We start from the raw sequence: 15,604 nt of genomic DNA, 5'->3' as shown, positions 1-15,604 counted from the left end.
TGGCCCGGGAAGCACCCCTCACGACAGAGGACCCCCACCGGTCCCCCTACAGGGGGAATGGTTCGCTGTCTGCCGAAATCATGGGGCATCCTGGGACGCATGAACACCTCGCATGCCGGAACGCCGGCGGACGAGCCGGCGCCCGCCGCCCGTCTCGCCGCCTTCGCCTCGGCCCTGGCCGACGAGACACGGGCCGCCATCTGCATGACGCTGCTGGAGGGGCGGGCCTGGACCGCGGGCGAGCTGGCCCGGATGACCGCGGTCGCGCCGTCCACCGTCAGCGGCCATCTGTCCCGGCTGCTCGACGCGGGCCTGTGTGTCACCGAGCGGCAGGGCCGGCACAGTTACGTGCGCATCGCGGACGCCGCGACCGCCCGCCTCGTCGACCAGCTCGCCTCGTACGCGATCCCGGACCGGGACGCGGCGCACGCGGTCCCCGTGGTCTCCGCACCGGACCCGCTGGCCCGCGCCCGTACCTGCTATGACCACTTCGCCGGCCGGTTCGGCATGGCGGTGACCGACGCGATGGAGCGGCGCGGACTGCTGCGCACGGAGGGCGTCTTCGAGCTGACGGACGAGGGCCGGTCCTGGTGGGCGGAGGCGGGCATCGGCCTCGCCCACGAGGGGCGCAGGCCGCTGGCGAGTTCCTGCCTGGACTGGACCGAGCGCCGCCGCCACCTGGGCGGGATCGCCGGGGCGCGGCTGTGCGCGCACGCGTTGGGCGAGGAATGGGTGGTGCGGCCGGCCGGCGGCGGCCGGGCCCTGGACGTGACCCGGGCCGGGGAGCGGGCCTTCGGCGAGCTGCTGGGGCTCACTCCGGACGCGTGGAGCTGACCCGCGTCAGCATCCGGATCAGGATTCGGATCAGGATCCAGAGCAATATTTCGGTCGACAGCGAAATGTTGCGGTCGTAGGGTGCATGTATGACGTTCCGCTCGGGTCGAATCCCGCCCCCCGTGCTCACGATCGGCGCCGTCTCCTTCACGGTGTTCGCCTGGGCCTCCGCCTTCGTCTCCATCCGCAGCGCGGGCGCCGCCTACTCCCCCGGGGCGCTGGCCCTCGGCAGGTTGCTGGCCGCCTCGCTGGTGCTCGCCGTCCTGCTCCTGGTCCGCCGCCAGGGGCTGCCGCCCCGCGAGGCCCGGCGCGGAATCCTGGTGTCGGGCCTGGTCTGGTTCGGCGGCTACACGGTCGCGCTGAACTGGGGTGAACGTCTGGTCGACGCGGGAACGGCGTCCCTGCTCGTGAACACCGGGCCCATCCTCATGGCCCTCCTCGCGGCCCGCCTCCTCGGCGAGGCGCTGCCCCCGCGGCTGCTCGCGGGCATGGGCGTCTCCTTCGCCGGAGCGGTGGTTGTCGGCCTGTCCATGTCGTCCGGTGAGGGCGGCTCGACCTCGGTGCTCGGCGTCGTCCTGTGCCTGCTCGCGGCCGTGGCCTACGCTTCGGGGGTCGTCGCGCAGAAGCCCGCGCTCTCCTACGGAACACCCCTGCAGATCACCGCCTTCAGCTGCCTGACGGGAGCGGTGGTCTGCCTGCCGTTCGCGGGGCAACTGGCCTCGGAACTACCGCACGCGCCCCTGTCGGCCACCCTGAACATGCTTTACCTGGGCGTGGTGCCCACCGCCCTCGCCTTCACCACCTGGACCTACGCCCTGGCCCGCATGCCCGCGGGCAAGCTGGGCGCGACGACCTACGCCGTACCGGCCATCGTCGTCCTGCTGAGCTGGGCCTTCCTGGGCGAGGTACCCGCCTGGCTGTCCCTGCTCGGCGGCCTGCTCTGCCTCGCCGGCGTCGCGGTGTCCCGGTACGGACCGCGCTCCCCGCAGACTCCCGTACACGAGCGGCCGCTTCCCGCGGACCGTCCGGAACCCGGCCTGACCGGAACGCACGAAAGGCACTCCTCATGAAGATCCTCACGGTCGGCGCGGGCGCCGTCGGCGGCTTCTTCGGCGCCCGCCTCGCCGCGGCGGGCCAGGACGTCTCCTTCCTGGTCCGGCCGGCCCGCGCGAAGGCCCTCCGGGCGCGCGGACTGCGCGTCGAAGGCCAGGGGGAGAAACTCCACCTGACACCGAGGCTGGTGACGGCCGACGCCCCGGGCGGGCCGTACGACCTGGTCCTGCTCTCGGTGAAGGCGACCGCCCTGCACACGGCCCTGGCGGACATCGAGCCCGCCGTCGGCCCGGACACCGCCGTCGTGCCGCTGCTCAACGGGGTCGCCCACCTCGACGCGCTCACCGCGCGCCTCGGGGCCGGAGCCGTCCTCGGCGGGGTCGCGAAAGTGGTCACCACCCTGAGCGCGGAGGGCGACATCCTGCGCATGGCCCCGCCCGCGGTCATCCTGACCGGTGAGACCGACGCCCGGCCCTCGGCCCGTGTGGAGCGGATCCGTACCGCCCTGGCCGACGCGGGCATCGACTCGCCGGAGACCGGGGACATCGTCGCGGCCATGTGGCACAAGTGGGTCTTCATCTCCACGCTGGTGGCCCTGACCTGCCTGATGCGCGGCACGGTCGGTGAGGTCAACGCCGTCCCGGGCGGCACGGCCCTGGGGCCGTCCCTGCTCGCCGAGGCGGCAGCGGTGGCCGAGGCCGCCGGCCACCCGGTGCCGGAGTCCGAACGCGCCTTCACCACCTCGACCGTCACGGCCTCCGGCTCCCCCCTCACCCCCTCCCTCTACCGCGACCTCGTGGCCGGGGCGCCGACGGAGGCCGACCACGTGCTGACCGATCTCACCGTCCGCGCCCGCGCGTTGGGGGTGGCCACTCCCCTGCTGGACCTCGCCGCCCTGCACCTGCGCGTCCACGAGCACCGCCTCTCCGCGGCGCGTTCCTGACAGGGGAAGGGCGCCGGACGGGCGCCGGACGGGCGGCCTACCGGCCCGGGCGGGCTTCGGGCAGGATGACCCGGCGCACCGAAGGCCGTCGCCCACGGCGATGGCCTCTGCCAGGCCCGAGCGTGATCCGGAGGTCCCCGTGACGTCGTACGACGACCAGGCGCGGCGTGACGAGCTGTACCGCGACCCGTACCCGCTCTACGACCGCGCCCGCCGGGCCGCAGGGCTGACGTACGTACCCGAGTTCGCCGCGTGGCTGGTGGCGCGCGACCGGGACGTACGGGAAGTGCTGCTGCGCGCCGAGGACTTCTCCTCGGCCAACTCCCTGCTGCCGGACGTCGCGCTGTCGGAGGCGGCGCTCGGTGTCCTGCCCCGGGGCTTCGGCCCCCGGCCGACCGTCGTGTCCTCGGACGGCGCCGCCCACCGGCGCCACCGGACCCCGCTGAACCGGGGGCTGTCCGCCGCCCGGGTGGCGGCGCTGGTGCCGTACATCCGCGCGTGCACGAGCGAGTTGGTGGACGGCTTCGCGGCGGACGGGTCGGCGGAGCTGGTGGAGGCGTACGCGCGGCGGTTGCCCGGGATGGTGGTCGGGCGGCTGATCGGGCTGGACCCGGCCGACGTGCCCGCCGCCGTGCACGGCGGCTACCGGGCCGAGGAACTGCTGTTCCGGCCGCTGTCGCCGCAGGAGCAGGCGGCTGCCGCCGAGGACGTGGTGGCGCTCCAGCACCTGCTGGACGGGTACGTCCGCGACCGGCGCGCGAAGCCCCGGGACGACATGTGTTCCACCATGGTGGCGGCCCTCGCCCCCGGCGACGCCGAGCTCACCCTCGAACAGCGCCACGAACTGGTGACGAGTCTGCAGAACCTGCTGATCGCCGGATTCCTCACCACGAGCGCCCTCATCGGCACCACGCTGCTGCACTTGCTCGGTGACCGGCGGCAGTGGCGGATGCTCCGCGCCGATCCGTCGCTCGTCCCGGCGGCGGTGGAGGAGGCCGCCCGCCACGACACCGCCATCCAGGCCTTCCGGCGGGTCACGACGCGGCCGGTGACCCTCGCCGGGACGGAACTCCCGGCGGGGGCCACCGTGCTGGTGGCGTACGGTGCGGCCAACCGCGACGAGGAGCGGTACGAGCGGCCCGCGGAGTTCGACATCACCCGGCCCGGGAACCGCCACCACCTCGCGTTCGGGCACGGAGCCCACGGCTGCCCCGGTTCCCAGCTGGCGCGCGAGCAACTCCGTCTGACACTGGATCTGTTCACGCGCCGGCTGCCGGAGCTGCGGCTCGACGAGGACCGTCCGCGACCGCGGATGCGGCCCACGCTGATCCACCGCTCGCCGCAGGCCCTGTACGCGACCTGGTGAGCCGGCGGCCGGGCCCGCCGTGCGACCGGCGGCTCAGTCGTGCAGCAGCTCCTCGCGCAGGCTGCCCAGTGTGCGCGAGAGCAGGCGGGAGACCTGCATCTGGGAGAGACCGAGCTCCGCGCCGATCTCCGCCTGGGTCAGCTCCTCGCCGAAGCGCAGCTGGAGGATGCGGGTGGAACGTTCGTCCAGGTCGGCGAGCAGGGGCGCCAGCGCGTGCCGGTCCTCGACCGCCTCCAGGGCGGGGTCGATGTCGCCCAGGGTCTCGGCGAGGCTGCGCGGAGCCTGCCCGGCCGCGGGCCCCTGCGCGCTGCCGGCGGTGTGCTGCTGGGGCGCGTCGATGGACTGGGTGGAGTAGCCGTTGGCCGCGACCAGGCCCTGGCGGACCTCGTCCTCGGTCAGGCCCAGGTGCGCGGCGAGCTCCGCCGGGGTGGGCGGGTGCTCCGACTCGGAGGTCAGCGCCTCCGTGGCCTTCGCCAGCTCCACGCGCAGTTCCTGCAGCCGGCGCGGCACGCGCACGGCCCACGTGGTGTCCCGGAAGTGGCGCTTGATCTCGCCGGTGATGTACGGCACGGCGAGCGTGGCGAACTGCGTGTTGCGCTCGGGGTCGTAACGGTCGATGGCCTTGATCAGGCCGATGACGCCGACCTGCACGACGTCCTCGTTCTCGGGGCCGCCGGGGCGGTCGCGGAACGGTCGGGCGACGAAGTGCACGAGGGAGATGTTCATCTCGATGATCGTGTTGCGCACGTACTGGTACTCGCGGGTGCCCTCTTCGAGGCTCCGCAGCCGTTCGAAGAACAGCCGGGTCAGCTGCCGGGCGTCGCCGGTCGGCACTTCCCGCGGGCGGGGCACGGAGGGCAGCCCGCTGAGGGCAGGGACGGATCCGGCCCCGCCGGTGGCGGTAGGGGCCGTCGTCGGGGGCGTGGCCGGGCTCGTGGCCTCGGCCGTGGCCATGGGGGTCATCGTCGTCGCTCCTTGGGCACGGGTGCTTGCGGCGCGTTGCGCGACTGCTCGGGTCATGCGGAAGTCCGCTTCCGCTCACCTGCACCCTGCCGGGGCCACGGACACACGTCAAGTCATACCGGAAATTCATTTCGGGATTTGCTTTTCGCGGGTCGCCGTCCAAGGATGGCCGCGTGGAGAACGAGCACACCGGTTCCCGTCGGAACCACTGGACCTTCCTGACGAACCACGCCCGGGTGCTGATCGCGATCGCGCGCGACCCGGGGGTCCGGCTGCGCGACCTCGCGGCGATCTGTGACCTCACCGAGCGCACCGTGCAGACGATCGTCACGGACCTCGAGGCAGACGGATATCTCACACGGACCCGGGACGGCCGGCGCAACCGCTACGCGATCGCCCCCGGCGCGCGCTTCCGCCACCCGGCGGAGGCCGGCCGCGAGATCGCCGGGCTGCTGGCCTACCTCGCCGGCCCCCTGACCGGGCCGGCAGCGCCCGGCGGGCCGGTGTCCCCCGCCGGGGCCGCCGCGTCGCCCGGTGAGGACAGAGCAGCGGGCGAGGCTTAGCGTGGCTGGTGGGGGGCAGCCACCCCGGGCGCACGCCCACGGCAGGAGGGTCCGCCATGAGCACAACAGGCCACGAAACTGGAGCCCCGCACGAGGACCGGCAGGCGGAAGCCTACGAAGTGGTCTTCGCGGCCACGGACCGGCCCGGGGAGGACGTGGTCCGCATGACCCGCACCGATGCGACGGGGCCGGGCGGCCACCCCGTCTACGAGGACGCCACCGGCATCCTCCGGGCGGAGATCAGCAGCGGGGGCGAGGTCCGCGTGCTGGCGACCGGCGGCGGTCAGGACCCGGCCCGCGCCCTGCGCGCCCGGGCGATCGCCTGACCGGCGGCGCCGTGCGGGTGGCGGACCGACGGCCCGGCACCGGCACCTGACGGTGGGCGGCGGCGGCCCTCAGCCGACCTGGATGCCGATCACGCACGTGTCGTCGTCCGTGTCGGACCGGCTCTCGGCGAGCAGCCGGTCCAGCCGCCCGTCCAGATCCCCGGCTCCGGCGGCCGCCGCCTGCACCAGATGGCCCAGTGAGTCCTGGACCGAGCAGTCCCGCCGTTCCACCAGGCCGTCCGTGAACATCAGCAGGGTGTCGTCCGGTTCGAGCTGCACCTCCCGCTCCACGTACGTGACGTCCGGCAGCGCCCCGAGGAGCAGGCCTTCGATCAGCGGGAACGCGTCGGCCTCGCCCCCGCGCAGGAGTACGGGCGGCAGGTGGCCCGCACGCGCCCAGCGCATCACCCGGGTGCTCGGGTCGAAGAGCCCGCAGACGGCGGTGGCCGTCACGTGCTTGGCCAGGTGGTGGGTGACCGTGTTGAGCCAGGACAGCAGCTGGGCGGGGCCCGCGCCGGTGACGGCGAGGCCGCGCAGGGCGTTGCGCAGCACGACCATGCCGGTGGCCGCCTCGATGCCGTGGCCCGCGACGTCACCGACGGACAGCATGATCAGTCCGGAGGGCAGGACCACGGTGTCGTACCAGTCGCCGCCGACGAGCGACTCGGTCTCCGCCGGCCGGTAGCGGACGGCGACCCTCAGGCCCGGCGCCTCGATGGCCGGTGGCGTGGGCGGCATGATGGCGTGCTGGAGCTGGAGGGCCAGCCGGTTGCGTTCCGCGGACTCCGCCTCGCTGTGGGCGAGCTGGTCCCTGGTCGCGGCCAGCGCGACCTCGGTCCAGTGCTGGGCGGAGATGTCCTGGTAGGCGCCGCGTACGGCGTGCAGCCGCTGGTCCGCGTCGAGTACGGGCTCGGCGACGACCCGGATGTGGCGGGTGATCCCGTCGGACCTCTGGAGGCGGAAGTTGACGGAGGAGGGACGGCGGTGGCGGAGCACCGCCCGCAGGAAGCGGTCGAGGGCGGCGGAGTCGTCCGGATGGGCGTGCCCGGGCAGTTCCCGCAGCCGGACCGGGGGCGCGGTGGCGGGGAGTCCGTGCAGGGCGTAGAGCTGCGCGTTCCAGGTGGTCTCCCCGGTGGCGAGGTTCTCCTCGAAACCGCCGATGCGGCCCAGGCGCTGGGCGTGCTGGAGGAGGTTGGCCAGCCGGGCCCGCTCGTCCTCGATCCGCCAGATCAGCAGGACGGCGGAACCGTGCCGGCTGACGCTGATGTCCGCGACCGAGGTGAGCGGGATCTGGTCGACGAGCGCGGTCAGGCTCATGCGTTCGGCTCTGAACGGCTCCCCCGTCGCGTGCACGCGCTCGATGATGTCGAACAGCCCGCTGTCGCCGGCGGCCATCGGGTAGGCCTCCAGCAGCAGCGCACCGTTGATGTCGCCGCGCGGCCGTCCCACCGGGTCGACGAACCGGCTGCCGGCGTGCCGGATCCGGAAGTCGCCGAGCCGGCCCTCGGCGTCGAGGACCGGGGTGAGCACCACGGCGGGGTCCTGCAGGCCTTCGGCGAGGTCGATGAGCTCCGCGACGTCCGGGAGCACCCCTTCGGTGGCCGCGGGCTCGTGCGGGGGCGAGGCGTCCATGGTCCGGGCGCACAGCTCGGCGAGGGCCTCGACCTGGCGCTCGATCCGCGGCGGCTGGGGCGCCAGGGGCTGCGGCCAGCAGATCTCCAGGACGCCGTGGATCCGTCCGCCCGTCCCCGTAGGTACGGCCATCCGGCCGCCGTCGGGCCAGTGCAGGTGCCCGATGGAGGGCAGCCCCTCGCGCTTGAGGCGGGCGAGGGTGACCAGGCGGCGCTCGCGCAGCGCGAGGCGGGCGACGGTGGAGACGCCCGGGGGGACGTGGCGCCAGCGGACGGCCTCCCTGGGCGGGAAACCGGCGTGGCCGGCGAGGGCCAGCGAGCCGTCGGGCACCGCGGTCCACACGGCGACGGCGACCGCGCCCAGCGGGCTCAGGGCGTTCGTCAGGAGGGACTCGGCCACCGCCTGGGTGTCGGCGTCGGCCGCCAGCATGCCGCTCTCGGCGGTGCGCAGCCGGACCGACACCGTGGAGTACGGCTCGGTCGGGTCCTCGTCCGTCCCGGCGCGCTCGACGAACGCGGCGGCGATCTCGCTGACGTGGTCGCGGGACGCCTGGTTGACGATGTCGGCGGCGAGTTCGAGCGGGGACGTCCCGCTCTCCCGGCACAGCAGGTCGAGCTGGCGCGCGGCCGCGGCCGGCGTGCAGTGCAGCTGCCCGATCAGGATGCCCTTGGCCAGCTCGACCAAGGCGCGGCCGTCGGCGGCGGCTTGTGCCTCCAGGACCTCCCGGCGCAACCGTTCCACGGTGGCGACGAGCCGTCCCATCGGGGTCGCGGCCTGGTGCGGGGGGGCGCCGGCCGGCTGGTCGCCGACCGGCGTCGGCCGCGGGAGCGCGCCGTTGTGCCGCTGCGTGTCCCCGGTCATCGCGTGAGCCAGTACCGGACGCGGCCGATGAGGTCGTCGGCGTCCACCGGCTTGGTCACGTAGTCGCTGGCGCCGGCGGCGAGGCTCTTCTCCCGGTCTCCGGGCATCGCCTTGGCGGTGACCGCGATGATGGGCAGGCCCGCGTACGCCGGCATCCGCCGGATCTCGGCGGTGGCGGCGTAACCGTCCATCTCGGGCATCATCACGTCCATGAGGATGAGGTCGACGCCCGCGTGGTGGGTGAGGGCGTCGATGCCCTTGCGGCCGTCCTCGGCGTGGACCACGCGCATGCCGTGGAGTTCCAGGACCCCGCTGAGGGCGAAGAGGTTGCGCGCGTCGTCGTCGACGACGAGGACGGTGCGCCCGGCCAGGTCGCCGTCGAGGACGCCGACCGCCTGCTGCCGCAGGGTGTCGCCCTGTACGAGGGGCAGCACGTCCCCCGGCTGTTCGGCGGACAGGTGGAGCGCGATGCGTTCCCGCAACTCGTCGAGGCTGGACAGCACTTCCACGTGGCGGGCCGCGGGCCGCTCCCGCAGGGCCTCCTCCTGACCGGTCCTGCCCCTCGGGTTGTTGTGGGCGAGGACGGGGAGCGAGGAGAGGGCCGGATCCCCGTCGAGCGCGTCGAGGAAGCGCAGTGCCTCGCCGTCGGGCATGTCCAGTTCCAGGACGACGCAGTGGAAGGAGTCGGACGCCAGGGCGGCGGCGGCCTCCCGTGAGCTCGTGACACTGACCACGTGGATGCCGGCGTGCTCGCGCGTCGCCTGATGGCGGGGCGCGAAGTCCCGGCCGGCGCTCTCGGCGACCAGGGAGAGCAGCCCGCCCGGCCGCTCCTCGATGACGAGCAGGCGGCGGGCCCGCCGCTGCGCCGGGAGCACGGGGGTGCCGGGACGGCCCGGACCGGCCTGCCCGGACGCGTACGCGTACGAGGGCTCCGCGGGGGCGTCGGGATCGGGGGCGTCCTCGTAGTCCGCGCGGCTGACCGGCAGGAAGAGGGTGAAGGTGCTGCCCTGGCCGGGTGTGCTCTCCGCGGTGACGGCCCCGCCGAGCAGCTGGGCGATCTCACGGCTGATGGAGAGCCCGAGGCCGGTGCCCCCGTACTTGCGGCTGGTGGTGCCGTCGGCCTGCTGGAAGGCCCCGAAGACGGACTCCAGCTGCTGCGCGGGGATGCCGATGCCCGTGTCCCGTACCCGGAAGGCCAGCATGGGCCCGCGCCGGGGAAGCCCGGCGGGCATCTCGGAGGCCGCCGCCGGTTCGATGCGGAGCTCGACGCCGCCGCGCTCGGTGAACTTGACGGCGTTGGACAGCAGGTTGCGCAGGATCTGGCGCAGTCGCGAGTCGTCGGTGAGCAGGTCGTCCGGGGCGTCCGGGGCGGTGGTGACGGTGAAGTCGAGGCTCTTCTGGGTGGTCATCGGCCGGAAGGTGGCGTCGACGTACTCCAGCAGCTGGGGCAGGTCGACCCGCTCCGGGTTGATGTCCATCTTCCCCGCCTCGACCTTGGACAGGTCGAGGATGTCGTTGATCAGCTGGAGCAGGTCCGAGCCGGCCGAGTGGATGATGCCCGCGTACTCGACCTGCTTGGGGGTGAGGTTGCGGGCGGGGTTCTGGGCGAGGAGCTGGGCGAGGATGAGGAGGCTGTTGAGCGGGGTGCGCAGCTCGTGGCTCATGTTGGCCAGGAAGTCGGATTTGTAGGTGGAGGCCAGCGACAACTGCTGGGCGCGGGTCTCCAGTTCCTGCCGAGCCTGCTCGATCTCCAGGTTCTTGGCCTCGATGTCACTGTTCTGGCTGGCGAGGAGGGCGGCCTTCTCCTCCAGCTCGGCGTTGGAACGCTGGAGTTCCTCCTGCTGGACCTGGAGTTCCTCCGAGCGGGCCCGCAGCTCGCCGGCGAGCCGCTGGGACTCGCCGAGGAGCTCGTCGGTCCGGGCGTTGGCGACGATCGTGTTGACGTTGGCGCCGATGGTCTCCATCAGCTGGGCCAGGAAGTCGCGGTGGACGGGGGTGAAGGCGGTGAAGGAGGCGAGTTCGATCACTCCGAGGACCTGCTCGTCCACCACGATCGGGAGGATGATCAGGCTGCCGGGAGTGGTGTGGCCAAGCCCGGAGGAGATGACGTAGCCGCCGGGGACCTGGTCGGTGGCGATGATCCGGTGGCTGCGGGCCGCCTGCCCGACGAGGGACTCGCCGAGGGCGAACGTGACGCGCTCCTCGGCGTCCGCGGAGCGTCCGTAGGAGCCGACGAGGGTGAGCACGGTGCCGCCGGGACCGTCCTCGGCGAGGTAGAAGGCGCCGTACTGGGCGGCGACGAGCGGCGTCAGTTCGTCCATGACGAGTTCGGCGACGGCGGCGAGACCCCGGTGGCCCTGCATCAGGCCGGAGATGCGGGCCAGGTTGGACTTGAGCCAGTCCTGCTCCTGGTTGGCCCGGGTGCTCTCGCGCAGCGAACCGACCATGGAGTTGATGTTGTCCTTGAGTTCGGCGACCTCGCCCGAGGCGTCGACCGTGATCGAGCGCGTCAGGTCGCCCTCGGCGACCGCGCTGGCGACCTCGGCGATGGCCCGGACCTGCCGGGTCAGGTTGCCGGCCAGCTCGTTGACGTTCTCGGTCAGGCGCTTCCAGGTACCGGAGACGCCCTCGACCTCGGCCTGGCCGCCGAGCCGGCCCTCGCTGCCGACCTCGCGGGCGACCCGGGTGACCTCGGCGGCGAAGGCGGACAGCTGGTCGACCATCGTGTTGATGGTCGTCTTCAGCTCCAGGATCTCGCCGCGGGCGTCCACGTCGATCTTCTTGGACAGGTCGCCGTTGGCGACGGCGGTCGTGACGAGGGCGATGTTGCGGACCTGGCCCGTGAGGTTGTTCGCCATGGAGTTGACGTTGTCGGTGAGGTCCTTCCAGGTCCCCGCCACATGGGGAACGTGCGCCTGGCCGCCGAGCCGGCCCTCGGTGCCGACCTCGCGGGCCACCCGCGTCACCTCGTCGGCGAAGGCGGACAGCGTGTCGACCATCGTGTTGATGACGCCGGCCAGCGCGGCGACCTCGCCCTTCGCCTCCACCACGATCTTCTGCGAGAGGTCTCCGCGGGCCACGGCGGTGGCGACCTGGGCGATCGACCGCACCTGGCCGGTCAGGTTGGACGCCATGACGTTGACGTTGTCGGTGAGGTCCTTCCAGGTGCCGGAGACCCCCCGGACCGTGGCCTGGCCGCCGAGGTTGCCCTCGGTCCCGACGTCGCGGGCCACCCGCGTGACCTCGTCGGCGAAGGCGGACAGCTGGTCGACCATCGTGTTGATGGTCTCCTTCAGCTCCAGGATCTCCCCGCGCGCGTCCACCCGGATCTTCTGCGTCAGGTCGCCCTGGGCCACGGCGGTGGTGACCTCGGCGATCGAGCGCACCTGGGCGGTGAGGTTGTCGGCCATGACGTTGACCGATTCCGTCAGGTCCTTCCACGTCCCGGAGACGCCCATGACGTCCGCCTGGCCGCCGAGCCGGCCCTCGGTGCCGACCTCGCGGGCCACGCGCGTGACCTCCCCGGCGAACCCGGAGAGCTGGTCGACCATCGTGTTGATGGTCTCCTTCAGCTCCAGGATCTCCCCGCGGGCCGTGACGTTGATCTTCTGCGAGAGGTCGCCCTTGGCCACGGCGGTCGCGACCTGGGCGATCGAGCGCACCTGGGCCGTGAGGTTTCCGGCCATGAAGTTGACCGAATCCGTGAGGTCCAGCCAGGCGCCCCCGACGCCCGGCACATCGGCCTGGCCGCCCAGGGTCCCCTCGGTGCCCACCTCGCGGGCCACCCGGGTCACCTCGGAGGTGAACAGCGACAGTTGGTCGGCCATCCCGTTGAAGACGGTGGCGATCTCCCCGAGCAGCCCGTCCGCCGTGTCGGGCAGCCGCGTGCGGAAGTCCCCGTCGCGTACGGCGGTCAGCCCGGCCAGCAGCTGCCGCAGCTCCGACTCGCCGATCCCGCCCTCACCCGGCAACGGCGGCATCCCGTTCAGTGAATCCGTGCCCGCCCGCTCGGCCATCCGCCAACCTCACTCTCGATCTCACCCGCACCGACACCCGGGCACCGGTCGGGTGAAGGCTAACGCCACCGAAGGGACGGCGAACCCCAGTCGATCACACCGGAGGCAGCGCATCCGGATCCGGGGCGCACCATCGGCAGCCCGCCCGTGCGCCGGCCCGCCCGTGCGCCGGCCCGCCCGTGCGCCGGCCCGCCGGGCTCACGCCCCCAGGGCGTCCTCGACGCTCGCGTGCAGGGAGAGCACGGTATCGGCGCCGGTCACGGCGAACAGCCGGCGCAACTGCTCGCCGGGGGCGGCGATGCGCAGGGCGGTGAGGTGGTGCAGACGCAGCAGCAGGTTCAGGAAGGAGGAGTCTCCGAAGGTGATGGCGCCGGCGTCCAGCACCACCAGCGGGTACCGGTCCGCGGCGGCGGCGAGGGCCTCCTCCAGCGGGGCCAGTGTGTCCTGGTCGAGCTCCCCGTGGGCCGCCACCACCCAACCGGTCCCCGCCGGGTAGGTCTCCCCGACCACACCCTGCTGGTGCGCGTCCCTTGCTCCGGTCATGTCCGCCTCCCCGGATCGCCGCCTGTACGTCTCTACGTCGTCCTCAGGGAGTATGCCTGCTCATCGCGCCGACGCGGCCGCCCCCGTCCGCGTCGGCGCTCCTTCGGCCGCACGGGCCGGCCCGTCAGGTAAAGCAATGTCACCGAGGTGTGTGGAAACGCGAAGTCGGGGCAGAAGGGCCCGGGCAGCCGTCAGTCAATCGGGAGGGAGCGGCCACCATGTCTCGCTCGTCCACCGCAGTAGGCCCCATTCGTGCAACAGAGGCGCACGTCCCTGCTTGTGACCGAGGGACCGCGGGAGCGCCAACGCAGGACGAGGACCTGTTCCACGTCGAGAACGCCCGCGAGATGGCGCCCGCCGACGCACGCGAACTGTCGCGGCTCTTCTTCGGGAGGCTGCGCACGCTGGAGGAGGGGACGCGCGAGTACCAGTACACGCGCAACACCCTGATCGAGATGAATCTCTCCCTCGTGCAGTTCGCCGCACGACGGTTCCGGTCCCGGGCGGCCGGCGGCGGTCTCGACATGGACGACATCATCCAGGTGGGGACCATAGGCCTGATCAAGGCCATCGACCGCTACGACCTGGAGCGCGAGGTCGAGTTCTCCACCCTCGCCCTCCCGTACATCACCGGTGAGATCAAGCGCTACTTCCGCGACACCACCTGGGCCGTGCACGTCCCGCGGCGCCTGCAGGAACTGCGCATGGAACTCGCCAAGGCCCAGGAGACCCTGACCGACGACCTGGGCCGGGCGCCGACGGTCAAGGAGGTCGCCCGGCACCTGAAGCTGTCCGAGGACGAGGTCATCGACGGGCTGGTCGCCGCGAACGGCTACACGAGCGGATCCCTCGACTCGGCCGGCGCGGAGAGCGACGCACCGTCCACGACGAGCCCGTCGACGCGGCCGCTGGCGGAACGCCTCGGTGAGGTGGACCCGGCCATGGAGCTCTTCGAGGAGTTCCACACCCTCGCGCCCCTGCTGGAGCAACTGGACGAACGCGACCGGCGGATCCTGCGGATGCGCTTCGGCGAGGAGAAGACCCAGGCCGAGATCGGCGCCGAACTGGGCGTCTCGCAGATGCAGGTCTCCCGCATCCTGTCCCGGACCCTGGCCCGCCTGCGCGCCGGCATGCTCACGGTGTAGGGGCGGGCCATGACCTCCCTGCGGACCGGAACGGGTGCGGGAACGGGCCCGGCGGCCCCGCTGAGCGCCCTGCCGCTGCCGGGCCGCCCCGGCGCACGCCTCAGCGGCAGCTGCGACCTCGACACCCGGCAGGCCCTGTCCGCGGCGCTCGGCGTCGTGACCGGGATCCCCGGCCCCGTCGTCCACCTCGATCTCTCCGCCGTGGGCTTCCTCGACCCCGTCGCGGTCGCCGCCCTGGTGCAGGCGTCGGCCGCCCTCAACGGGCAGGGGCGGCGCCTGCTGCTCCACGACCCGCCATACTCGCTGCGCAAGGTAGTGGAGATGTTCCCGGACGAATGCGCCGCGCTGGAGGTCGCAGCATGATCACTGTTCCTGCGCCCGACGGGTCCGGGGCCTTCGTCCACCCCGCCCTGTTCTACCGGGATCTCGGCGAGTACCTCACGGGCGTGGGCGGTTTCGTACGGGCCGCGCTGTCGGCCGGCGAGCCGGTCCTCGTCGCCGTGCCGGGCCCGCGCCTGGACGCCCTGCGCGAGAGCCTCGACACGAGCGGGACCGAGATCGCCTGGACGGACATGACGGAGCTGGGCCGCAATCCCGGCCGCATCCTGGCGTCCCTGCAGGACTTCGCCGACCGGCACGCGGGCCGGGCGGCCCGGATCGTCGGCGAGCCGATCTGGCCCGGCCGCTCCCCCGCGGAGGTGCTGGAGGCCACCCGCCACGAGGCCCTCATCAACACGGCCTTCGCCGGCCGGCCGGCCACCATCCTGTGCCCGTACGACGTACGGGGGCTGGCGCCCTCGGTGGTGGCCGACGCCCGGCGCACGCACCCGACGCTGATCGAGGAGGGCCGGGACCTGCCGAGCCCGGCCTACACCGACGCCTCCAGGGTCGGCGCGGACTGCGATCTCCCGCTGCCCGAGCACGACGGCGACGTGTCCCGGCTCGACTACGCCCCCGGAGGGCTGGCCGAGGTGCGCGAGCACGCCGAGAACTGGGCGCGCGCCACGGCCCTGACCCCGGCGCGGCGCGGTGACCTCGTCCTGGCCATCAGCGAGGCGGCGGCCAACTCCCTCTCCCACGGAGGCGGGAAGGGCACCCTGCGGCTGTGGACCACCGCCGGAGCGGGAGGCGGAGCCGGAGCGGGAGTCGTCGCCGAGATCCACGACGGCGGCCGCCTGGCCGACCCCCTGGCCGGGCGCCGGCGCCCTTCCCTGGCGTCGGCCGAGGGAGGCCGCGGACTGTGGATGATCCACCAGCTCTGCGATCTGGTCGAGGTCCGTGCCACGGAGAGCGGCTTCACGCTGCGGCTGCACATGGCGACGCTCTGAGAGCGGCGGTCCCCTAGACTGTCACGGGCAC

Annotated in this window: 13 protein-coding genes; 9 read left to right on the top strand and 4 right to left on the bottom strand. The window is 73.2% G+C overall.

Going from position 1 to position 15,604, the window contains the following annotated elements; all coding sequences use genetic code 11:
* The first annotated feature begins 99 nt into the window (after positions 1-99).
* From ACZ4VT_RS01715 to ACZ4VT_RS01700, 4 genes are all read left to right on the top strand, one after another.
* Positions 100-834, top strand: coding sequence for an ArsR/SmtB family transcription factor (locus ACZ4VT_RS01715; protein ID WP_467945644.1), 735 nt, complete (start codon positions 100-102; stop codon positions 832-834).
* Positions 835-923: 89 nt separating this feature from the next.
* Positions 924-1,904, top strand: coding sequence for a DMT family transporter (locus tag ACZ4VT_RS01710; protein ID WP_467945642.1), 981 nt, complete (start codon positions 924-926; stop codon positions 1,902-1,904).
* Positions 1,901-2,830, top strand: coding sequence for a 2-dehydropantoate 2-reductase (locus ACZ4VT_RS01705; protein ID WP_467945640.1), 930 nt, complete (start codon positions 1,901-1,903; stop codon positions 2,828-2,830). The genes ACZ4VT_RS01710 and ACZ4VT_RS01705 overlap by 4 nt, the downstream gene beginning before the upstream one ends.
* Before the next feature lie 139 nt (positions 2,831-2,969).
* Positions 2,970-4,196, top strand: a complete 1,227-nt coding sequence (locus tag ACZ4VT_RS01700) for a cytochrome P450 (RefSeq protein WP_467945638.1) — start codon at positions 2,970-2,972, stop codon at positions 4,194-4,196.
* Positions 4,197-4,229: 33 nt separating this feature from the next.
* Here the strand turns inward: ACZ4VT_RS01700 and ACZ4VT_RS01695 are convergent, their stop codons facing one another.
* A complete protein-coding gene (locus ACZ4VT_RS01695; protein WP_467945915.1) occupies positions 4,230-5,150 on the bottom strand; it encodes a SigB/SigF/SigG family RNA polymerase sigma factor in 921 nt (306 codons plus the stop codon).
* Positions 5,151-5,332: 182 nt separating this feature from the next.
* Between ACZ4VT_RS01695 and ACZ4VT_RS01690 the strand changes: the two genes are divergently transcribed.
* Both ACZ4VT_RS01690 and ACZ4VT_RS01685 read left to right on the top strand, forming a co-directional pair.
* Positions 5,333-5,722: a helix-turn-helix transcriptional regulator gene (locus tag ACZ4VT_RS01690; protein WP_467945636.1), complete on the top strand. Its 390-nt coding sequence runs from the start codon at positions 5,333-5,335 to the stop codon at positions 5,720-5,722.
* Positions 5,723-5,778: 56 nt separating this feature from the next.
* Entirely contained in the window at positions 5,779-6,048 is a 270-nt protein-coding gene (locus ACZ4VT_RS01685) for a DUF6296 family protein (protein ID WP_467945634.1), read from the top strand.
* 69 nt (positions 6,049-6,117) lie between these two features.
* Here the strand turns inward: ACZ4VT_RS01685 and ACZ4VT_RS01680 are convergent, their stop codons facing one another.
* From ACZ4VT_RS01680 to ACZ4VT_RS01670, 3 genes are all read right to left on the bottom strand, one after another.
* Positions 6,118-8,541, bottom strand: coding sequence for a SpoIIE family protein phosphatase (locus ACZ4VT_RS01680; protein ID WP_467945632.1), 2,424 nt, complete (start codon positions 8,539-8,541; stop codon positions 6,118-6,120).
* Entirely contained in the window at positions 8,538-12,521 is a 3,984-nt protein-coding gene (locus ACZ4VT_RS01675; RefSeq protein WP_467945631.1) for a HAMP domain-containing protein, read from the bottom strand. The genes ACZ4VT_RS01680 and ACZ4VT_RS01675 overlap by 4 nt, the downstream gene beginning before the upstream one ends.
* Positions 12,522-12,755: 234 nt before the next feature.
* Positions 12,756-13,100 carry an STAS domain-containing protein gene (locus ACZ4VT_RS01670; RefSeq protein WP_467945629.1) on the bottom strand — a complete coding sequence of 115 codons (345 nt, stop codon included), beginning with the start codon at positions 13,098-13,100 and terminating at the stop codon, positions 12,756-12,758.
* 218 nt (positions 13,101-13,318) lie between these two features.
* Here ACZ4VT_RS01670 and ACZ4VT_RS01665 point away from each other — a divergent pair, with 218 nt between their 5' ends.
* The 3 genes from ACZ4VT_RS01665 to ACZ4VT_RS01655 are packed head-to-tail and all read left to right on the top strand — an operon-like array spanning position 13,319 to position 15,573.
* Complete coding sequence (locus tag ACZ4VT_RS01665) at positions 13,319-14,245, top strand: SigB/SigF/SigG family RNA polymerase sigma factor (RefSeq protein WP_467945627.1); 927 nt, start codon at positions 13,319-13,321, stop codon at positions 14,243-14,245.
* Between the two features lie 9 nt (positions 14,246-14,254).
* Entirely contained in the window at positions 14,255-14,608 is a 354-nt protein-coding gene (locus tag ACZ4VT_RS01660) for an STAS domain-containing protein (protein WP_467945625.1), read from the top strand.
* The gene (locus ACZ4VT_RS01655) at positions 14,605-15,573 is read left to right on the top strand and encodes an anti-sigma factor RsbA family regulatory protein (protein WP_467945623.1); all 969 of its coding nucleotides are present in this window, start codon (positions 14,605-14,607) and stop codon (positions 15,571-15,573) included. The genes ACZ4VT_RS01660 and ACZ4VT_RS01655 overlap by 4 nt, the downstream gene beginning before the upstream one ends.
* Positions 15,574-15,604: the final 31 nt, after the last annotated feature.

This window comes from Streptomyces sp. NPDC029164, from assembly GCF_055563995.1.
Note: the sequence above shows the minus strand (reverse complement) of the source record. Positions and strands in the feature narration are given on the sequence as shown.